Raw genomic sequence first — 17,861 nt, forward strand, 5'->3', positions numbered from 1 at the left:
ACCCCAACCCCCCAAAAAAAAAACCGCCGCCCCCCAATCATGCACGATGGCGCGCCGCCTTGTTTGCGTGACCGTGCTTCAGTCAGCGGCCCAGTCAGCGGCCGGCCGCGCTCAACGCGCCACCAGCAGGCTCTCCGCAAAACCCCATTCGTCTTCGATCCATTGATGGCTGCACACGAAGCCGGCGTCGTCGGCAATCGCGGGCATTTCTTCCGCGCGATATTTGTGGCTGCTCTCGGTCCAGATCGTTTCGCCCGCCTTGAGCGACACCGTCAATTGCGCCGCGCCCACACGCGCGGTGATATCGCGCTTCGCCCGCAGATGCATTTCGATGCTGCGCGCGTCCGGGTTGAAGCGCGCGACGTGCTCGAACGCCTCCAGCGGAAAGTCGCCGTCGAGCTCGCGATTGATGCGCGCCAGCAGGTTCAGATTGAACGATGCAGTGACGCCGATCGAGTCGTCGTAAGCGGCCACCAGGACGGGCGTCGGCTTGATCAGGTCCGTGCCGAGCAGCAAAGCGTCGCCGGGAGCGAGCATGTTGCGGATATCGCGCAGGAAACGCGTCGCCGCGAGTCTGCCGAAATTACCGATCGTACTGCCAAGGAACAGTACGAGTAACCGCTCGTCCGCCGCGCGTTGCTTGCTCACTTCAGCGAGGCCGGCCAGGTAATCGCGTTCGTAGCCGACAATCGAAATGCGCTCGATGTCGCCGAGTTCGCGCCTGCACAACTGCAATGCGCTGCGCGAAATTTCAATTGGGCAGTAAGAAGTGGGGCGTTTTTTACACAGCGCTTCCAGAATCCGCCGTGTTTTACGGCCGCTGCCGCTGCCGAGTTCCGCGACCGTCACGTCGTGCGGCAGATGCGCGACGATATCCGCGGCGTGCTTGGTCAGCAGACGTTCCTCGGCGCGCGTCACGCCGTATTCCGGCAACACGGTAATCACTTCGAACAGCGCGGAGCCCACTTCGTCATACAGATACTTCGACGGCAGCTCTTTCTGCGGCGTATGGGTGAGGCCTGCGCGAACGTCGGCGGCAAAGGCGGAGCGTAGGTCGGGCGATGCGTCGTGCGATAGGGCTGGCTGGGTCATGCTGGCTCCAGTAGTCACATTCGATGAGCGGGATTGCTGCCGGGCGGCGGCACGCGTGATGAAACGCAGTTGAGGCGTGCCGCGGAGAAGAAGGGCGGGCTCGGTCCATAGGACTGCCATCGCCGGCCCGGCTCATGGATGCTGCACATGCCGTCCCCCAAGGGGACTTCCTGCAGGGCGTTGCGAACGGTGATGCAAACAGCGTCGCAAGACTAAGTAGCAAGATTCGCGCTTGAGCCGCTTGGCGCGAGATGATGTGCGGCGTTGCCGGTGAAAAGCCCGGCGTTGTTGGCCGCACGTGAAGTTATGTTCTAGTCCATCGACGCGCGATGCGCACGGAATAATTTCAGCCCGCCGACGAAACCATGCGGAGTCGCGAACGGATAACCCGTCTAGAATGCCGCCTTTGCGTCGCTTATCGAAGACAAAAAAACGCAGTGCCGGATACGCACTGCCCGCTTGTGAGACCTCACTTCTAATGACAACAACGAACGCTGCGCGATTGAATGCTGCGCTACAAACATATCTGCCTGCACACGCGCCTGTCTTGCACGTCGACGCGCTTGCCCAACGGGGCGCTCGATGAACCAGTATGACCCAAAGCGCGGCATCGCGTTGTCGGTCTGCGCATCGACGATGTTTGCTTTACTGTCCGCTTACGCCACACTGCTCGCGCCGCTGAACGGCCTCGATATTTTCGCGTGGCGCATCGTCTGGACTGTGCCGGGCGCGCTACTGCTGGTGGCGTTGCGAAAGCGCCTGCCGATTCTCCGGCAACTTCTTTACCGCATGGTGACCGAGCCGACACTCGGCGCCGCGATGATCGTAAGCGCGGCCTTGCTCGGCGCGCAACTGTGGGTCTTTCTATGGGCGCCGCTGCACGGCCGGATGCTCGACGTCTCGCTCGGCTATTTCCTGCTGCCGCTGGTGATGGTGCTCGTCGGGCGTTTCTACTACCACGAGCGCCTCGACGGATTGCAGTGGTGGGCCGTTGCGTTCGCGGCGGCAGGCGTCGCACATGAGCTGTGGATCACGGGCGCGTTTTCGTGGCCGACCTTGCTCGTCGCGCTCGGCTATCCGCCATATTTCGTGTTGCGCCGCAAAATCAATCACGATTCGCTCGCCATGTTCACCGTGGAGATGGTGCTGCTGTTGCCGCCGGCAATCGTGTTCGTGATCAGCGGTGGCTCGCTGCCGATGATCTCCGGCCGTCTTGACATGTGGTGTCTATTGTTGCCTGGCCTCGGCGCACTGAGCACCATTGCGCTGGCGTCGTATCTCAAGGCGAGCCGGTTGTTGCCGGTCGCGTTGTTCGGCATTCTCGGCTACGTCGAGCCGGTGCTGCTGGTGCTGATCTCGATCACGTTGCTCGGTGAAACGTTGAGCGCGGGACAGTTGGCCACCTACATTCCCATCTGGATCGCGGTCGCGTTGACGGCATTGCATAGCGTGCGCCTCGTTCGCTTCGCGCCGAACTGAGTTGGGTTGATTCGGATCGACCGTGCAGTCGATGAAGCGGGCGGCGCGCTTCAGCGATGTGCCGCGGTACGGTCAGCATTGATACGCGTCGGAGCGACTTGCGCTTCGATCGCTTCGCGTAGCGCGGGCCGCCAGCCGAAGCCGAACAACGCTTCGGCCAGCACGAACAGCGGTCCGATCAGCAGGCCGATCACATCATCGACAAAGGCCGGCTTGCGATGTTCGTAGGCAACGTGGCCGATGAACTGAAACACCCAGCCGACCAGAAAGAGCCCGACGCCGATCACGAGCCACGCGAACGTGGATTGCGTGGCTGTCCACTGGCCGAACGCGACGCAGAGTGCGGACACGAACGCCATCATCACGCCGAGCGGCACGTCGAGCACGAGGTAATACAGCGTTGCCGCGACGAATAACACCCACGCCGGCGACAAGGTCAGCGGCCACGCGCCGACAGCGAAAGCAGGCCGGCTCAATAACACCGCCAAGGCCAGCACGATCATCGGAATGCCGACGAAGTGCGTGGCGATATTGCGCCGGTCACGATGGTAGGCCGCGTATTGCGTAAGCTGTTGCGTCAGCGTTCTCATGGATGCCGCTCCTCCTTCAAAGTCAGCATAATCGCGGGCAGCGGAATTTGAAACCATCGGGTAGCCGACAATCGGGCATGAGTGCCGTTCTATGACAGCGAGTTTTCCATCGAATGAGCTTGCCGCGTTGCTTGGGCGCAGCGCGTGGTTTCGCTCGGCGCCGCCCGCGATGCAGGCGCAGTTGATCGAAGCGGGGCGTGTCGAACGTCTCGCTGCCGGTCAGCGACTTTTCACGCGCGGCGATTCCGATGATGGCCTCTATTGTGTGCTCGATGGCCTGATGAGAATCGGCGCGGCCAGTTCGGCGGGCAAGGAGGCCTTGCTTGCCGTCATCGATCCGGGGAACTGGTTCGGCGAGATCGCGCTGTTCGACAACCGGCCGCGAACCCATGACGCGTATGCCGAACGCGATTCCGAGCTGTTTCATGTGCCGCGCGCCGCACTCGCCGCGCTGCTCGAACGCACGCCCGCCTATTGGCATCTATTCGGTTTGCTGTTGACGCAAAAGCTGCGTCTTGCGTTCGACGCGATCGAAGAGGCCGCATTGCTGCCCGCCGCGCAACGCGTGGCGCGCCGCTTGTTATTGATGGCAGGCGGCTACGGCGAGCCCGGTGCATTGCGGCGCGTGCTCAAAGTCCCGCAAGAAGATCTCGCGATGATGCTGGCGCTCTCCCGGCAAACGATCAACCAGGTGTTGAAGCAGTTCGAAACACAAGGCGCACTGAAACTCGGCTATGCGGAAATCGAAATCACCGATGTGCAAAAACTTGGCGCGCTGGCGGAGTTGAATCCCGCTGCGGATTGATTGCTGTGCTTTTGCTTTTTTTCTTTCGCCTTGCTCACGAGAAGAAGGCAAACGGCAGCGTGGCGGCCAGATAGACCGCGATACCCATCGACGGCAAGCCCACCGCGATAGCGATGGCCGCGATGGCGCTGCTCGCGACGGTCAGCGCAAGCGTGCGCTGACGAGCCGTCTTCCGCCCGGCGAGCGATGCGCGTTGCGGCGTGTCGCTGGTGTCATCTAGCGAAACGGCGGCGTGCTGGCGGATGTTCAGACTGGACATGATGACTTTCCGATGATCGATCATTGGAGTCTGACATTTCCGCCATATCGAACGGCTCAATAACGCGTTGCCCGGCGCAAAAGAGATGTATACGGCCGCCGCAATCCACTACGCGACGCTGAAATCTTTATAAGCTTTTTACGGCACGCCCCTGTTTCTTTTGCGATTCGCTACATCCAGCCCGGTAAGGTCGAGACACCCCGGTCAGGAAGCGAAAATATGCATGGAAATGGTGTTCTGGATGGTGTGCCAGTACAACGAAAAGTCGGCCGCTATCCGGTATCCGGCTTGACGATCATGCTTGTGGCGATCTTCGTCTCATGCGCCACTGCCGCGCATGCCGCTGACGCTCAGCCGGTTGCACAGGCACCCATCGTTGCGAGCGAGGCGACTTCAGAAACCAGCTTGCCGGCTCTCAGCGATATCACCGCCGTGCTGCGCGCGCAATTTCGCGTGGCGCCAATGGAATCGCTGAAGATCGCGCGCGCCGTGCTGATCGAATCCGATCGCCACGCGATCTCGCCCGTCTTGCTGCTTGCGGTGATGGCGGTTGAATCGAGCTTCGATCGCCATGCGGTCAGCGTCGCGGGCGCGCGAGGGCTCATGCAGATCCTGCCCGCCGCACATCCGCAATTGATCGCGGGCGCAACCGATCTGTCCGATCCGGCAATCAATGTGCGGATCGGCTCGACCATTCTGCGCCGCTATCTCGACGAGAGCGACGGCGATATCGATGCCGCGTTGTTTCGCTACAGCGGCGGCGGGCGTGGCTATGCGCGCCGCGTCGTGCTGAATATGCAGCGTTTCGACGCAAGCTTGCGCCGCGAATGAAGTACTCATTCGCGGCGCAGTGAGGATAGATCGAATGGGAGTGCGCTAGCTCATCACGCCGGCAAACTCGGCACGCAAATCCTGCAGCCTGTCGCGCGCGGTGCTCAGACGATCGACGAGCTGCGCCGAAGCGCGCGAGATCGGCATGCGTGTTTCGTCGCTGAGCGCATGATCGAAGGCCAGCATGGCTTTGATTGCGGACGGATTCGGCGCGGCGAACAGGAGCCGCAAGACGGGCAGCAAGCTGGCGAACAGATTGCGCGCGTCCACCTCGCGTTCAGCCCCGAGCAGGTCCTGGTACGCGACTAGCAGATCCGCGCAGACGTGCGCGCTGGCCAGAATGCCGCCTGTTCCGCCGTGATGCAGACAATCGTCCAAGGCTTCGTCCGTGCCGCACAGGACGTTGATCGGCAGGGCGCTCAACTTGTCGAAATGCTCCTTCACGCACTCCTTGATCGCGACGATGTTGCCGCACTCGATGAGGCGCGCGACGGTATCCGGCGCGATCGTCACGCCGGTTCGGTGCGGCACGTCGTACAGGACGATGGGGCGCTCGGTGGCGAGCGCGGCCTGCTCGAAGTGCCACTGCACGCCGGCCTGATCCGGACACACGTATGACGGCGCGGAGACCAGATAGCCCGCGCACTCCCAGCGCTCATAGCGCTGAATATCGTGCAGGACGTCGCGTGTGTTCGACCCGCCGACGCCGATCAGCATCGGCAGACGGGAGCCGGTCACTTCGGTCAGCGCCTGCAATACGGTGAGGCGCTCGGCTTCCTGTAACAAGGCGGCTTCGCCCGTCGTGCTCAACGCGACGATGCCGCTGATCTCCGTGCGCAAGTAGTATTCCGCGAGGCGCTGCAATGAGTCGATATCGACTTCGCCGTTACGCAGCGGCGTAACGATGGGCAACCAGATACCTGAGAACATGATTAGCGCGCCTTTGCGGCCGCGCTGCGGCGCTTCAATGGCCCGATCGTCGCAGCGGGAAGCGTCGAGATCAGCGTGTGCAGCGTGAAGTCGAGGTCGTCGGGGGCAATGTCGAGTTGCACGCGGATTTCCTGGCGGACCGCTTCTGTGGAGACGACGTAGACACCGAGAGGAGAATGAAGCAGGACGCGAAGCTGGGTGCCGGGAAGTTCGTACGATCGGTGCGGCAGGGTTACCTGCAAGCGGACGCGCGTCGCGGGAAAGGGAATGACGTTGTTGCGTTGAACGTGCGGCTCGTTGAGCGGCTGAGTGGCAAAACTGTCGATTGATTGTGTGAGAGCCATGTGATGCGGCGTTCGTCGACGCCATGGTTGATCAAGACAGCTTCAGATTAGACGTCTGCGGGTAAACGCGGTGCAAAAATTGGGGTGTTCGTTGGAAAAATCATACGGCTCCCTTAACGTGCAAGAACTCGACGCGATCCGAAACGCGCATGAAAAAAGGCGAGTCATATGACTCGCCCTCCCTGAACGGCACATTCGGCTTCGATTACCTACACATGCCTGGCCGGTGCGTGCCGGAACCGATCACGTGTTATTGCGTTTTCGTCGTGTCGGTCTTTGCGCCGTCGGTTTTCACCGGGGCATTGCTGGCCTCTTTCGCGCTCTCCGTTTTAGTCTTGGCGGCGCTCGTTTCTGCCGCGGCTTTCTTGGTGGTCTTGTGGGCTTTTGCCGTGTGATGGGCGGAAGTCTTCTTCACTTGCGCTTTGGTGGCGGCTTTGGCCGGCGCTTTCGTTGCCGCGGCGCCTTCGTCCGTGGCGCCCGTTTGCACGGCGGTGCTCGCCTTCAGGTTCGCCTGGCCAGCGGGCTGCGTCTGCGCGGGCTGGGCGGCTTGTGTGGTGGACGGTGCGGCCGTTTGAGCGAAAGCGGTCGACACGAGCAGAGCGGAAGCGAGAGCGGCGAAAAGCGTCTTCATGGTTTAACTCCTGGTTAACCGGTTGATTCCTGGTTGATTCTTGTATCGCGGCTGAAATGTTTCAGCGCTGCCGGTTTAACGTTGGCGGGGAGACAGGAGTTGACGACGGTGTGGTGACAAAACGTAACCGCTGAAACATATTGGGGATCCCGAAGCAGTTTCAGCTACGCGGCCCACGGCGGTGAACGGTGCCGGATACGACGATGCGCTAGCAGGGGTATTCCGAAACGTGAGACCGCGTGCGAAAGGCGAAGGCGGCGAACGTCTTCGCGCCTCCGCATGACTGCGCTAAGTTAGCGCGTCATTGAAACGGGTTCTGGACGACCCCCGGTTTCGCATCCGGTTCATCCTTCACTTTCGCGGGCAAATTGCTCTGCGCCTGCAAGCTGGTCACGATCGCATCCACTGCTTCCTTGAGTGCCAGCGCCGCCTTCAATCCGCGCTGATCCTGCGTCAGTTCCAGCGTGCCATTCAGCACGATGCGCGTCGTACCGTTACTCACGGTCAACGCATCGCCCTGAATGTTCAGCACATCGTCGTCGTTCGAATAGGGTTTAAACACCTTTCAGTCCTCCCGGTCGCTGATCTTTGAGGTTCTCCGGAATGCCCGGAAAACGGATGCCCGATGCTGCTTCGAGTTCGTGAATTGTCTTGATGTCGTAACGGTTGGTCGAGACGTTGTCCACCACCACGGCGAACGCCAGCTTCCGCGACGGCACGTAGACCACCTTGAACAACTGCGTCGGCACGAACACGCGCGTTGGTCCAATGGTCTGCAACTGCTGGCCGTTGAAGATCGGGCCGGTGACGACATAGGTATCGTCGTACGACACGGCGATCTTGCGCACCGAGGTTTCAATGCGCGCCCACAGACGCTGGTTGTTCTCGCGGTTTTGTGGCACGACGTTGGCCAGTGAGAACGATTGTGCCATCGCCTCTTGATTCCAGCGATTACCCGCCGGGCTCATATGACCGCGATCGAACCCGCTGCGCTTGTAGTCCGCGAGCGTGGCGCCTTCGCCGTCCGGCAGACGCGCGTCTTCGAAGAACTTGTTGGTGCGCACCATGTCTTTGGCGGCTTCGATATGGTCGCGCGTCAGATGCTCGGCGGACCACAGCGGACCGTGCGTGATGCCCGAATGCAAAACCGCGAAATCGCTATAGCAAAGCATGCGCGTTTTCGGGGCCATCTTCTGATTGCTCAGAACCGGCCATTGCGCATTCGGTGTGAATTGGGTGCAGGAAGGCGCTGCGCTAGCGTGAGCGGCAACGGCGAACAACAGACAGGCAAACCACTTCTTCATGTGTCAGTCAGTCGAGGGATGGGGGCGCAAGTATAGCGTTGCGACCACATCGCGCCGCACCAAAAAAAACGGGCCGCCTTGCAGCGACCCTAATGCGTGGACTTCCAACTCTACGCACGCAAACTTAAGGCGAGCTTAAATGCGCAGGAGACGAAAGCGGCAATCGAAAAAAAGTGCGCACGAACGCGCATACGAATGTACCCATGCGCTAGCGAAGCGCCGCTCGCGCACGGAAAATTCGACCGATAAAAAAGGGTGTGGAAACTTAATTGCCGAATACGCTGTGTTCAGCGCGGACCTGTTGGCGGTCCACTGCTTGCAGACGCCAGAAGCCGCTGGTCGTCGCGCGCGTCGGCAGGGCAGTCCATGCTGCGGCGCCTTGCGCGGCGCTCACGCGCTGCTTGCGGTCCACGTGCAATCCGCGCAGCGTGCACAACGGCGCATCCGTGCTGGGCGCACAGAGGGTCGTCACACCGTTATCGTCGTGTAACTCGCCCCAGGGGGGCAGATCGATCCCTTGATGTGCTTCTCTCGACCACCGGTGTTCGTCGGTATCGAGCCATAGCACAGCGTAGTCATGGCTGACGGTGGGATCGGAACCGTTGATGAGGATGGTCAGTCGCATGGCGGGTTCCGTACAAAGTGCGAAGTTGGCTTTACCAGTCTACGCCGCAAAGCGTGTTATGCAAGGCAAAACGTATGACGATCAGGCACGAAAAAACGGACGCCCGATGCGTACGGCTGTACGATAGCCGCGTCCTGTTGACGTTCGCGGAGGCATGCCATGCTGAGTCGATTTCTGCAATGCGCGGTGATCGCGGGATGCCTGAGCGCGGTGGCCGCCGTCAGCGCCGCGGCGGACAGCGCACCGTTCGCCGCGCCGGTGCCGATCGTCTATGTAGCCGACTTCGATCTGGACGTGGCGAACGTGACGCCGGACAGCGGACCGGGCCAACGCGCGCGCCGCCTGCGCGGTTTGCTGCCGAGCGGACCGGGACCGATGGGGCAGGACAAAAATCCTCAGGACCACGCCAAACACATCGTGGACGAAATGGCGGACGCGCTGACGGACGATCTGAAGAAGGCTGGTGTCGATGCGCGCCGCAGTGCGCCGGGTCAGCCGTTGCCGGCTGTCGGTTGGCAAGTGCGCGGCGTGTTTCTGAGTGTCGATGATGGCAATCGCCTCCGGCGTGCCATGGTGGGTTTCGGCGCGGGCCAGAACGACATCCAGGTGGCGGTGTCGTGCGACAGTCTCGGGGCGCCTGATTTGCCGCCGTTGTATCAGGCCGTCGACGAAGCCGACAGCAAGGGCATGCCGGGCGCGGTCATCAAACTGAATCCGTACGTGATCGCCGCCAAGTTCGTGATGGCGAGCGGCGACGAGAAGAAGACGATCAAGAAGACGGCGCAGCAGATTTCAGATGCGGTGATCGCCAAGCTGCATGGCGTCGCGCAGTAGTTTGTGCTGAAACGCCGGCGGCGCGGCCGCAGGCGTTTCAACTCTCACGAACTCTCGAACCTTCAAGCCAGATCCAACGGCGCTGTCAAATCGCCCAGCGGCGCGAGCCCATTGCTCGCGAATGCGCGATCGCGCGCCACCACACCGTCGAGCGGCGCGAGGCCGTGCACACGGCTGATCAGTCGAAGAATCGAATTGGTGTCGTACACCGTGTGATCGACGTAACCCTTCTTCGCCAGCGGCGATATCACCAGCGCGGGAATCCGCGAGCCCGGACCCCAGCGATCGCCCTTCGGCGGCGACACGTGGTCCCACCAGCCGCCGTTCTCGTCGACGGTGACGATCACGACCGTGTTCGCCCACTGCGGCCCGCGTTGGATATGCTCGATCACCGTCGCGATGTGGCGGTCGCCCGACTCGACGTCCGCGTAACCCGCGTGCATGTTCAGATCGCCTTGCGGCTTGTAGAACGCGACTGCCGGTAAGCGTCCTGCATCGATATCCGCGATCAGATGGTTGGTCGACGCGTCGTTGCCGAGGCCACCATCGCGGAGATACTTGCGCCGTGCCGCCGTGCCCGGCGCGTAGTTGGTGAAGTAGTTGAACGGCTGGTGGTGATACTGGAAGTCGGGCACCGCGCCCGTATCCTGATGCTCCAACGCGTACTGCCAGGCGCCGCTGTACCACGCCCAGTCGACACCCTTGTCCGTTAGACGGTCGCCGATCGTCGCGTAATTCTGCGGCGGCAGCACGCGCGGATTCGACAGGTCCGCGAAGGCCGGATTGCCGCCTTCGGCCGGCCGCACGTTGCTCGGCTGATACGGCGGCGCCATGGTGTTGACGGCGTAGCCGTCGGCGGTGAACGCGCCGTCGTTGACGAATTTCGGCGGGCCGTCGAGTGCGGAGGCGGGCGACTCTTCCGACTGCTTCAACCGCGTACCGGTCGGATCGTCGCCGTCGACCACCGACACCATCTTCTTCGCCGGGCTGTTCTGGATGTCGGGATAGAACGGCGCCTGCGCCGAGATCAGAAAGATGTGGTTCAGCCACGAGCCGCCGAAGGCGGCCATGAAGAAGTTGTCGCACACCGTGTACTGCTGCGCGAGATTCCACAGACGCAGCGTGTCGGCGGAATTGCGGTAGTGCCCCATCACCAGGCCGCCGGAATCTCCCCATGCGGCGAACTGGTTGTTGCGGCCGGCATTGATCTGCATCTGGTTCTGATAGAAGCGATGCACCAGATCGCGTGTGATCACGCCGGTCGGCAGCGGCGCGCCCTGCGCGTCGGCAATATGGAACGGGCGGTTATGCAGGTTGACGATATCCTTCTGGCCGATCATGTAGCGCTTGCCGTCCACTTCCTGGGCTTGCGGCACGAGGCCGCCCCAGATGGCCGGCAAGCGCGGCAGCGGCGTTTTGCCGTCGCGGTCGAGTTGCAGATAGCGCTCGGCGCTCACGGCATCGAGCGGATGCTGGACGCCGGGGAAATTGCCGTACAGGTTCGCGAAGCTGCGGTTCTCCGCGTAGATCACTACGATGTGCTTGACCTGATCGTGAAGCGCGGCGTCGAGCCGCAAGTCGGCAGCGCTGCGCGGCGCGCCAGTGCTCGACATGCTTTGGTCGGTTTTGCAGCCCGTCAGCGCCAGTCCGATACCGACCGCTGCCAGGCCGGTCAGGACTCGGCGGCGGTCGGGGTCGTCGGGGGCGTTATCGGCGTTGTCGGCGTTCGGCGGCAGAGTGGAGTCGTGGTCGGTCATCGGTAGGTTCCGAAGTGGCTGTGACGGGCACTAGAGCGCCGCTCGGAGCGGCGTGCGCGCGGCACCGGTTGCGGATTCGAAGCGGCGAGAGATGCAGACTAAGGCAGCCGGCGCTTCACGCGCCAACTGTTATGCGTGGCGTCGACGGCAAGCAGAAGCCAATGCCGCGTATCGACTGGGTGACGCTTTTGCGTGGCATAGCGATCGACCATCAATTCGAGTTCGTCGAGCGCTCGGCGGTGGCACGTGGCGTTGGCGCCGGAACCATCCGCGAATTCGACGACGGCGGCTGCCCCCCGGGCCGGCTCGGGCAAGTGCGCGATGCGCACCGCGCAGCCCGGATAAAGGTGCGAGTCGGCAACCTGAATCTGAATGGAATCGGACATGAGCATGGCCTCCGGACGCCTGGGCGGAGCGAATGCGCGGCAGCGAGACCTCGCGCAATGGACCGCTTCAAAGCATAGCACCGCACGAAATGGTGGCGGTGCAGCAAATGGCATGGTTAACCACGACCCGGCGCACGACCCGGCGCACGACCCGGCGCACGACCCGGCGCACGACCCGGCATAGCGCGCGCGTGTCGCGTTGGTCGACGATCGCACGGCTTGCGGCCACGGCGTCGTGCAAGAAATAGCGAAGGCGGTGAGGGCGGCGCGCGCCACGCGCTATCATGCTGATCTGACCTTGATGAACAGCAGAAACGGCAGCCAAGATGGCAAAAGAAGAGCAGACAGGAGTGGGACGCAAGCACGCAAAGCCACGCGGTGCGGCCGCCTCGATTTCGCAGGACGGCGCGTTGCCGCCGGCCCAGGCGAACGACGCCGAGTCCCCGGATTCCACCGACGAAGAGAGCGCCGGCGGATCGACTTATCTCGTGCCGGGCCTCGAGCGCGGCCTGCGCATTCTGGCGGAATTCAGCGCGCGTGAGCCGGTGCTTGGCGCGCCCGAATTGTCGAAGCGCATTGGCATTCCGCGCACCACCACGTTCCGTTTATTGCAGACGCTCGAAGCGCTCGGCTTTCTCGAGCGCGTCAACGGCGACCGCTATTTCCGCCTGAGCGTCGCGGTGTTGAGGCTCGGCTTCGAATATCTGAGTTCGCTCGAATTGACCGATGTCGGCACGCCGATTCTCGAGCGCCTGCGCGACGCCACGGGTCTGAGCACACATCTGCTGATCCGTGATCAGCGCGACGTGGTGTTCGTTGCCAAGGCGCAAACCCATGCGCCGATGTTCAGTTCGGTGAAGGTGCATGTCGGCACGCGTTTGCCGGCGCATGCGACGGTCCACGGTCAGGTATTGATGGGCGATCTGAGCTTCGAGGAGTTGCGTCAGTTGTATCCGGAGCCGCAACTGGAACGTTTCACCGAACGCACGCCGGCCACCGTCGAAGAACTGTACGAAAGAGTGCGCGAGAGCGCGGCGCTCGGTTATGCGGTGAGCGAAGCGTCGTTCGAGCGAGGTATTTCGGTGGTGAGCGCGCCGGTGCGCGAGCAGAGCGGCAAGATCGCAGCGGCGTTGACCGTGACGATTCCGCGTTCGGATATCGGCGAAGCCGAAGAGCGCGAGCCGCTCATCATCGCGGTTTGCCAGGCGGCGCTCGAACTGTCCGAGCGACTCAGCTACCGGCCGCGCCCGGATGATCCGACCGCGGTTCAGGCTCGCCGCAAGTCGGTGGCGGCCGGTTGATTCCGCCTCTACTTCCGCATTCACTTCAGCGCTAGTCCGGCTGCGATTGCGGCCGGACTGCATGCTCCACATCGCGGTTTCAGCAGAACCTCAGAACGAGTGATGGATGCCGGTCAGAATGATCGTCTGGTTCCGTCCACTCGACACACCCGCCGTAAAGAACGCCGCATCCGTATTCGAGCCGGCGCGCTCGTACAGCGCATTCACATACAACTGCGTCGACTTCGACAGCGCGTAGATATCGCCGATCTCGAACTGCGTCCAGCGATGCCCCGCCAATGTCGTCGTGGCAGCGCCGCCGGCCACGCTGTTGAACGGCGTGAACTGATAATTCGCGCCGACGTCGTAGCTTTGATACGTGTCCGAGTGTCCGCCCGACTCCAGCTTCACGCGCGTGTACAGACCGTGCACCAGCAGCTTGCCGAACTGGTATGACGCGCCCGCGCCCATGTTTTCGACCTTGTCCGCGGTGTAGTTGGCCGCAGGCACGCCCTGGAAGTTGGTGATGCCCGTCGTGACGATCGACGGTGTGCGATTGTGCTCGTTCGCATACGTCGCACCGGCCTTGAACGGACCGTTCGCATAGCTAAGCGCAAAGCTCAAGGTCTTGCCGGTCGAGAAGTTGGTCGTGTTGCCGAGACCCATCATCGCGCCAACCTGGAAGCCGCTGAAACTCGCCGAGCGGAATTTCACCGAATTGTCGAACGGCACCACGCCCGTGTCAGCGAGCTCGTCGATATTGCCCGGGTGGAACGCGTACCAGCTGGCCGCCAGATAGGCCGTGCTCAGCGGACCCAACACGTCGAAGCTGAACGGCGTCTGATGACCGAGCGTCACCGTGCCGATCGTGTCCGAACTCAGGCCGACAAACGCCTGGCGATTGAACAGCACGCCGGGTTTAGCGAACGCGCCGGTGTTCGTATAGAAGCCGTTTTCCAACTGGAAGACTGCTTTCAGGCCGCCGCCCAGATCTTCCACCCCCTTCAGGCCCCAGCGGTCAGGCTGCATGTTGCCCTGTTCTTCCATCCACTTCGAATGGCCGCCTACATTGCTGATATACGCGACACCGGCATCCAGGCTGCCGTATAGCGTCACACTGCTCTGCGCCCATGCGCCTGTCGTTGCGCAGATTGCCGTCAAGCCGGCCGCAATGATGTGCTTCACCGTTGGTTCTCCTGATCACACGACGGATAGCTCTCGCCGGATTCGTCGTCCCTGATCCTTGCTTTGGGTTGAATGCAGCTCTGGGGTTTATGCGCCAAAACTGCTCCGCTTTATGTTCCACCTATGGGCGTCTGTATCGCCTATGGAAAATTATAGTGAGTCTGAGAGTAGTCAAAATAAATTTTCGGACCCCGTACAAACCCGCATAAGGGTGGCCGGATTCATCGGAAAATTTGGCTCAAACCCAAGCCCTGCACTGCTCGGCGAGTGCCGTAGCCATTCGCGCCGCCTCGCGCGATGCTGTGTTGAGAGCGCCACACTCGGTGTTTTCCCCTACCAGTCCAGATTTTTATTTTCTCTGGTCGAAGCCGCTCCTATAATTATCCATACACGAACTGATGTTCCTTGTATGGAACATAAGGCTTCAGGAGAAGGCGAGAAATGACTGAACAATGGCGCTGCGCCGGCCATGCCGGCGACCTGTCCGATGACGCGCCGCTCGAGTTCAAACTCGACGGCACGGAGATCGGCATCTACAAGGTGGGCGATGCGCTGTACGCGCTGGAAAACGTCTGCCCCCATGCGTACGCGTTGCTGACGCAGGGCTTTGTCGACGGCGACACCGTCGAGTGCCCGCTGCACGAGGCCGTGTTCCATATCCCGACCGGCAAATGCTTGAAAGAGCCCGGTGGCCGCGACCTGAAGATGTACTCGGTGCGTCTCGCCGGCGAAGAAATCCAGATCAAGGTGGAATGACATGCGAGAGCAAATCGTGAATTTCAATCCCTTCCTGAAGCCGTGGCTCGCGCCGCAGCCGAACAACGTCGCCGGCAAGGGGGTGATCGAAAAGCCGGGCGAGACCGAGAACTTCATCTGGCAGACGCGTAAGGCCGAGCCGACGCAATACGAAAACGACTTTGGCGATGCGCTCGAGAAAGTTTTCGAAGCGGGCGCGGTGGAGTTGCAGGAAGTGGTCGACGGTTTGAACCGCGTCGGCTTCCGCACCCCGGAAGGCAGCACGTGGAACGCCGACCGCCTCGCCGCTGAATTCCGCCTGCTCGCCGAATAAGCGCGCTTTCCCGAACACGTTCATCGCATCCGTATCCGGAGTCTCTTCATGACGTCCCCCAATACAACTCAAGGCGCGGCTGACCCGATCCAGTCGTATCTGGACAAAGGCCTGCGTAACTACTGGTATCCCGTTGCGCCGAGCTGGCAAGTCGGCGACGCGCCAGTCGGCATCACGCGCCTCGGCGACCAGATCGTGCTGTGGCGCGACAAGGAAGGCAAAGTCCACGCGCTCGAAGACCGCTGCCCGCACCGCGGCGCGCGTCTGTCGCTCGGCTGGAACCTCGGCGGCAGTGTCGCGTGCTGGTATCACGGCATTGAAATCGATGGCAGCGGCGAAGTCACCAAAGTGCCGGCCGTGTCGAACTGCCCGCTGGAAGGCCAGAAATGCGTCAAGTCATATCCGGTCGAAGAGCATGCCGGCGCGATCTTTCTGTGGTTCGGCGACGAAGCGCATAAGGAACCGACGCCGCTGGTGTTGCCGGAAGAGCTGGTTGGCGAGGAATACGCGAGCTTCCTGTGCATGTCGAACTGGAAGTGCAATTACCAGTACGCGATCGACAACGTGATGGACCCGATGCACGGCGCGTATCTGCACGCGACCTCGCACTCGATGGCCGAAGGCGACAAGCAGGCCGACATGCGCGTGCGCAAGACTGAAACCGGTCTGATGTTCGAAAAGGTCGGCCAGCGCGACGTGAATTTCGACTGGGTGGAACTCGGCGAAACCGGCACGCTGTGGATGCGCCTCGCGATTCCCTACAAGAAGAAGTTCGGCCCGGGCGGCAACTTCGGGATCATCGGCTTTGCGACGCCGGTCGACGGCGACAACTGTCAGGTGTACTTCTGGCGCACCCGCAAGGTGTCGGGCTGGCAACGCGACGCCTGGCGCTTCCTGTACCGCAACCGCCTGGAAGGTCTGCATTGGGCCGTGCTGGAGCAAGACCGCTACGTGCTGGAAAGCATGGCGCCGAACGCGCGCAATCACGAGTTCCTGTATCAGCACGACGTCGGCATGACGCGTGTGCGCCGCATGTTGCGTCAGCGTGCACAGCAGGACTTCGCCGCGCTGGAAGCACATCGCGCTGAAGCCGCGAAGTCAGGCGCCGCGCAAACGGCAGATGCAGGCCACAGCCATGCATAACGACGCGTCCGCAGTGCTCAACGGCCGGCGCGTCCTCGTGACGGGCGGCGCGCGTGGTCTCGGCGCGGCATTCGTCCGCTCGCTCGTGCAGGCCGGCGCGCGCGTCGTGTTCGGCGACGTGCTGCACGAAGAAGCCAAGGCGCTCGCCGCATCGCTCGCCGAGCAAGGCCACGCGGTCACATACGTACCGCTCGATCTCGCCGATCCCGCGAGCATCAAGCAATTCGCGGAGCAAGGCGCGGCGCAGCTCGGCGGTCTCGACGCCCTGATCAACAACGCGGCGATCACCAACTCAGGCGGCAAGTTTGCCGACGAGTTGTCTGTCGATACGTGGGACGCCGTGATGAACGTCAACGTGCGCGGCACCTGGCTGATGAGCACTGCCGCGCTGCCGTATCTGCGCGACTCGGGCCGCGGCAGCATCGTCAACATCGCCTCGGACACGGCGATGTGGGGCGCGCCGAAGCTGCTCGCTTATGTCGCCAGCAAGGGCGCGGTGATTTCGATGACCCGCTCACTGGCGCGTGAATTCGGCGCGCATCAGGTGACGGTCAACGCGATCGCGCCGGGGCTGACCGAAGTCGAGGCGACCGCGTACGTGCCCGCCGAGCGTCACGAGTATTACTTGCAAGGCCGCGCGCTCACGCGCGCACAAGTGCCCGACGACGTCACCGGGCCGGTGCTGTTCCTGTTATCCGATGCCGCTCGCTTCGTGACCGGCCAATTGCTGCCGGTCAACGGCGGCTTCGTGATGAATTGATCTTGTCGAATCGAAAGGAGAAAGAGATGGCGGACGCCGATATCGAACGCAAATCGTGGGACCAACCCGCGGACGCGAGCTTTGCCCAATGGCTGGACACTCGCGTCGCGCGCCTGGAAACGCGTCGCTATGACTGGGACGCGTTGAAGTTCCAGGCCGACTACGACCCGAAGTATCGCCGTGCGCAAATGCGCTATGTCGGCACTGGCGGCACGGGCGTCGCGAAAGACATGAACACGGTGCCCGCAGGCGGCTTCACGTTCTCGACGATGGTGATCCCGGCCGGCAACATCGGCCCGAGTCATATTCATATGGATGTCGAAGAAATCTTCTTCGTGCTGCGCGGCAAGATGAAAGTGATCTGCGAGAAAGACGGCGAAACGTGGGAAGCGGTCCTCGGCGAGCGTGATCTGATTTCGGTGCCGCCGGGCGTGTATCGCACGGAAATCAACGTCGGCGAAGAAGACGCGTTGATGTGCGTGATGCTCGGTTCGCCGAAGCCCATTACGCCGACGTATCCGCCGGATTCGCCGCTGGCCAAGCTCAAGCGCTAAGCC

General features: G+C 62.1%; 22 protein-coding genes. 10 read left to right on the forward strand and 12 right to left on the reverse strand.

What is annotated here, in order from left to right; translation table 11 throughout:
• Nucleotides 1–111: 111 nt before the first annotated feature.
• The gene (gene egtD / locus P0D80_RS19610) at nucleotides 112–1,092 is read right to left on the reverse strand and encodes an L-histidine N(alpha)-methyltransferase (RefSeq protein WP_408286140.1); all 981 of its coding nucleotides are present in this window, start codon (nucleotides 1,090–1,092) and stop codon (nucleotides 112–114) included.
• Between the two features lie 582 nt (nucleotides 1,093–1,674).
• Here egtD and rarD point away from each other — a divergent pair.
• Nucleotides 1,675–2,571 (forward strand): EamA family transporter RarD, encoded by an 897-nt coding sequence (gene rarD, locus P0D80_RS19615; protein WP_408177570.1) that lies wholly within the window; start codon nucleotides 1,675–1,677, stop codon nucleotides 2,569–2,571.
• Between the two features lie 50 nt (nucleotides 2,572–2,621).
• Here the strand turns inward: rarD and P0D80_RS19620 are convergent, their stop codons facing one another.
• Nucleotides 2,622–3,161 (reverse strand): Mpo1 family 2-hydroxy fatty acid dioxygenase, encoded by a 540-nt coding sequence (locus tag P0D80_RS19620; RefSeq protein WP_408177569.1) that lies wholly within the window; start codon nucleotides 3,159–3,161, stop codon nucleotides 2,622–2,624.
• Nucleotides 3,162–3,252: 91 nt separating this feature from the next.
• On the opposite strand from P0D80_RS19620, the gene P0D80_RS19625 reads away from it, so the two are divergent.
• On the forward strand, nucleotides 3,253–3,966 hold the full coding sequence (locus P0D80_RS19625) for a Crp/Fnr family transcriptional regulator (RefSeq protein WP_408177568.1): 714 nt from the start codon (nucleotides 3,253–3,255) through the stop codon (nucleotides 3,964–3,966).
• Nucleotides 3,967–4,000: 34 nt separating this feature from the next.
• Here P0D80_RS19625 and P0D80_RS19630 read toward each other — a convergent pair whose 3' ends face one another.
• Nucleotides 4,001–4,225: a hypothetical protein gene (locus tag P0D80_RS19630; RefSeq protein ID WP_408177567.1), complete on the reverse strand. Its 225-nt coding sequence runs from the start codon at nucleotides 4,223–4,225 to the stop codon at nucleotides 4,001–4,003.
• A 246-nt stretch (nucleotides 4,226–4,471) separates the two neighbouring features.
• On the opposite strand from P0D80_RS19630, the gene P0D80_RS19635 reads away from it, so the two are divergent.
• Nucleotides 4,472–5,056, forward strand: coding sequence for a lytic transglycosylase domain-containing protein (locus P0D80_RS19635; RefSeq protein ID WP_408286144.1), 585 nt, complete (start codon nucleotides 4,472–4,474; stop codon nucleotides 5,054–5,056).
• A gap of 45 nt (nucleotides 5,057–5,101) precedes the next feature.
• Here the strand turns inward: P0D80_RS19635 and P0D80_RS19640 are convergent, their stop codons facing one another.
• The 6 genes from P0D80_RS19640 to P0D80_RS19665 form a co-directional block, all read right to left on the reverse strand.
• On the reverse strand, nucleotides 5,102–5,986 hold the full coding sequence (locus tag P0D80_RS19640; protein ID WP_408286145.1) for a 4-hydroxy-tetrahydrodipicolinate synthase family protein: 885 nt from the start codon (nucleotides 5,984–5,986) through the stop codon (nucleotides 5,102–5,104).
• Nucleotides 5,987–5,988: 2 nt separating this feature from the next.
• The gene (locus P0D80_RS19645; protein WP_132383318.1) at nucleotides 5,989–6,330 is read right to left on the reverse strand and encodes a hypothetical protein; all 342 of its coding nucleotides are present in this window, start codon (nucleotides 6,328–6,330) and stop codon (nucleotides 5,989–5,991) included.
• A 250-nt stretch (nucleotides 6,331–6,580) separates the two neighbouring features.
• Nucleotides 6,581–6,961: a hypothetical protein gene (locus P0D80_RS19650; RefSeq protein ID WP_408286147.1), complete on the reverse strand. Its 381-nt coding sequence runs from the start codon at nucleotides 6,959–6,961 to the stop codon at nucleotides 6,581–6,583.
• Between the two features lie 301 nt (nucleotides 6,962–7,262).
• Nucleotides 7,263–7,523, reverse strand: a complete 261-nt coding sequence (locus P0D80_RS19655) for a hypothetical protein (protein ID WP_132383314.1) — start codon at nucleotides 7,521–7,523, stop codon at nucleotides 7,263–7,265.
• Nucleotides 7,516–8,265 carry a DNA/RNA non-specific endonuclease gene (locus P0D80_RS19660; RefSeq protein WP_408177565.1) on the reverse strand — a complete coding sequence of 250 codons (750 nt, stop codon included), beginning with the start codon at nucleotides 8,263–8,265 and terminating at the stop codon, nucleotides 7,516–7,518. The genes P0D80_RS19655 and P0D80_RS19660 overlap by 8 nt, the downstream gene beginning before the upstream one ends.
• A gap of 265 nt (nucleotides 8,266–8,530) precedes the next feature.
• The gene (locus P0D80_RS19665) at nucleotides 8,531–8,890 is read right to left on the reverse strand and encodes a DUF3564 domain-containing protein (RefSeq protein ID WP_342960212.1); all 360 of its coding nucleotides are present in this window, start codon (nucleotides 8,888–8,890) and stop codon (nucleotides 8,531–8,533) included.
• Between the two features lie 159 nt (nucleotides 8,891–9,049).
• Here P0D80_RS19665 and P0D80_RS19670 point away from each other — a divergent pair, with 159 nt between their 5' ends.
• Nucleotides 9,050–9,724, forward strand: coding sequence for a DUF4410 domain-containing protein (locus P0D80_RS19670; protein ID WP_408286150.1), 675 nt, complete (start codon nucleotides 9,050–9,052; stop codon nucleotides 9,722–9,724).
• 62 nt (nucleotides 9,725–9,786) lie between these two features.
• Here the strand turns inward: P0D80_RS19670 and P0D80_RS19675 are convergent, their stop codons facing one another.
• Both P0D80_RS19675 and P0D80_RS19680 read right to left on the reverse strand, forming a co-directional pair.
• Complete coding sequence (locus P0D80_RS19675; protein ID WP_408177564.1) at nucleotides 9,787–11,481, reverse strand: acid phosphatase; 1,695 nt, start codon at nucleotides 11,479–11,481, stop codon at nucleotides 9,787–9,789.
• Nucleotides 11,482–11,579: 98 nt separating this feature from the next.
• Nucleotides 11,580–11,867, reverse strand: a complete 288-nt coding sequence (locus P0D80_RS19680; RefSeq protein ID WP_132379269.1) for a hypothetical protein — start codon at nucleotides 11,865–11,867, stop codon at nucleotides 11,580–11,582.
• Nucleotides 11,868–12,193: 326 nt separating this feature from the next.
• On the opposite strand from P0D80_RS19680, the gene P0D80_RS19685 reads away from it, so the two are divergent.
• Nucleotides 12,194–13,168, forward strand: coding sequence for an IclR family transcriptional regulator (locus P0D80_RS19685; protein ID WP_408286152.1), 975 nt, complete (start codon nucleotides 12,194–12,196; stop codon nucleotides 13,166–13,168).
• Between the two features lie 90 nt (nucleotides 13,169–13,258).
• On the opposite strand, the gene P0D80_RS19690 is transcribed toward P0D80_RS19685, so the two are convergent.
• A complete protein-coding gene (locus P0D80_RS19690) occupies nucleotides 13,259–14,332 on the reverse strand; it encodes a porin (RefSeq protein WP_408177562.1) in 1,074 nt (357 codons plus the stop codon).
• Between the two features lie 441 nt (nucleotides 14,333–14,773).
• Between P0D80_RS19690 and P0D80_RS19695 the strand changes: the two genes are divergently transcribed.
• The 5 genes from P0D80_RS19695 to P0D80_RS19715 are packed head-to-tail and all read left to right on the forward strand — an operon-like array spanning nucleotide 14,774 to nucleotide 17,858.
• Complete coding sequence (locus P0D80_RS19695) at nucleotides 14,774–15,088, forward strand: non-heme iron oxygenase ferredoxin subunit (RefSeq protein ID WP_074289216.1); 315 nt, start codon at nucleotides 14,774–14,776, stop codon at nucleotides 15,086–15,088.
• A gap of 1 nt (nucleotide 15,089) precedes the next feature.
• On the forward strand, nucleotides 15,090–15,401 hold the full coding sequence (locus P0D80_RS19700) for a recombinase-like helix-turn-helix domain-containing protein (protein WP_408177561.1): 312 nt from the start codon (nucleotides 15,090–15,092) through the stop codon (nucleotides 15,399–15,401).
• Nucleotides 15,402–15,449: 48 nt separating this feature from the next.
• On the forward strand, nucleotides 15,450–16,544 hold the full coding sequence (locus P0D80_RS19705) for an aromatic ring-hydroxylating dioxygenase subunit alpha (RefSeq protein WP_132379261.1): 1,095 nt from the start codon (nucleotides 15,450–15,452) through the stop codon (nucleotides 16,542–16,544).
• Nucleotides 16,537–17,304, forward strand: a complete 768-nt coding sequence (locus tag P0D80_RS19710) for an SDR family oxidoreductase (protein WP_408286155.1) — start codon at nucleotides 16,537–16,539, stop codon at nucleotides 17,302–17,304. Before P0D80_RS19705 ends, P0D80_RS19710 begins: the two co-directional genes overlap by 8 nt.
• A gap of 26 nt (nucleotides 17,305–17,330) precedes the next feature.
• A complete protein-coding gene (locus P0D80_RS19715; RefSeq protein ID WP_408177558.1) occupies nucleotides 17,331–17,858 on the forward strand; it encodes a cupin domain-containing protein in 528 nt (175 codons plus the stop codon).
• Nucleotides 17,859–17,861: the final 3 nt, after the last annotated feature.

This window comes from Paraburkholderia sp. RL17-373-BIF-A (assembly GCF_046030175.1).
Lineage (GTDB): Bacteria > Pseudomonadota > Gammaproteobacteria > Burkholderiales > Burkholderiaceae > Paraburkholderia.

Excerpts from the sequence above, each read along its gene's own strand:
- P0D80_RS19620 (WP_408177569.1), bottom strand. The coding sequence starts at position 3,161 with ATGAGAACGCTGACGCAACAGCTTACGCAATACGCGGCCTACCATCGT.
- P0D80_RS19675 (WP_408177564.1), bottom strand. The coding sequence starts at position 11,481 with ATGACCGACCACGACTCCACTCTGCCGCCGAACGCCGACAACGCCGAT.
- P0D80_RS19640 (WP_408286145.1), bottom strand. The coding sequence starts at position 5,986 with ATGTTCTCAGGTATCTGGTTGCCCATCGTTACGCCGCTGCGTAACGGC.
- P0D80_RS19660 (WP_408177565.1), bottom strand. The coding sequence starts at position 8,265 with ATGAAGAAGTGGTTTGCCTGTCTGTTGTTCGCCGTTGCCGCTCACGCT.
- P0D80_RS19685 (WP_408286152.1), top strand. The coding sequence starts at position 12,194 with ATGGCAAAAGAAGAGCAGACAGGAGTGGGACGCAAGCACGCAAAGCCA.
- P0D80_RS19670 (WP_408286150.1), top strand. The coding sequence starts at position 9,050 with ATGCTGAGTCGATTTCTGCAATGCGCGGTGATCGCGGGATGCCTGAGC.
- P0D80_RS19705 (WP_132379261.1), top strand. The coding sequence starts at position 15,450 with ATGACGTCCCCCAATACAACTCAAGGCGCGGCTGACCCGATCCAGTCG.
- P0D80_RS19650 (WP_408286147.1), bottom strand. The coding sequence starts at position 6,961 with ATGAAGACGCTTTTCGCCGCTCTCGCTTCCGCTCTGCTCGTGTCGACC.
- rarD (WP_408177570.1), top strand. The coding sequence starts at position 1,675 with ATGAACCAGTATGACCCAAAGCGCGGCATCGCGTTGTCGGTCTGCGCA.
- P0D80_RS19680 (WP_132379269.1), bottom strand. The coding sequence starts at position 11,867 with ATGTCCGATTCCATTCAGATTCAGGTTGCCGACTCGCACCTTTATCCG.
- P0D80_RS19710 (WP_408286155.1), top strand. The coding sequence starts at position 16,537 with ATGCATAACGACGCGTCCGCAGTGCTCAACGGCCGGCGCGTCCTCGTG.
- P0D80_RS19700 (WP_408177561.1), top strand. The coding sequence starts at position 15,090 with ATGCGAGAGCAAATCGTGAATTTCAATCCCTTCCTGAAGCCGTGGCTC.
- egtD (WP_408286140.1), bottom strand. The coding sequence starts at position 1,092 with ATGACCCAGCCAGCCCTATCGCACGACGCATCGCCCGACCTACGCTCC.
- P0D80_RS19665 (WP_342960212.1), bottom strand. The coding sequence starts at position 8,890 with ATGCGACTGACCATCCTCATCAACGGTTCCGATCCCACCGTCAGCCAT.
- P0D80_RS19630 (WP_408177567.1), bottom strand. The coding sequence starts at position 4,225 with ATGTCCAGTCTGAACATCCGCCAGCACGCCGCCGTTTCGCTAGATGAC.
- P0D80_RS19715 (WP_408177558.1), top strand. The coding sequence starts at position 17,331 with ATGGCGGACGCCGATATCGAACGCAAATCGTGGGACCAACCCGCGGAC.
- P0D80_RS19695 (WP_074289216.1), top strand. The coding sequence starts at position 14,774 with ATGACTGAACAATGGCGCTGCGCCGGCCATGCCGGCGACCTGTCCGAT.
- P0D80_RS19625 (WP_408177568.1), top strand. The coding sequence starts at position 3,253 with ATGACAGCGAGTTTTCCATCGAATGAGCTTGCCGCGTTGCTTGGGCGC.
- P0D80_RS19645 (WP_132383318.1), bottom strand. The coding sequence starts at position 6,330 with ATGGCTCTCACACAATCAATCGACAGTTTTGCCACTCAGCCGCTCAAC.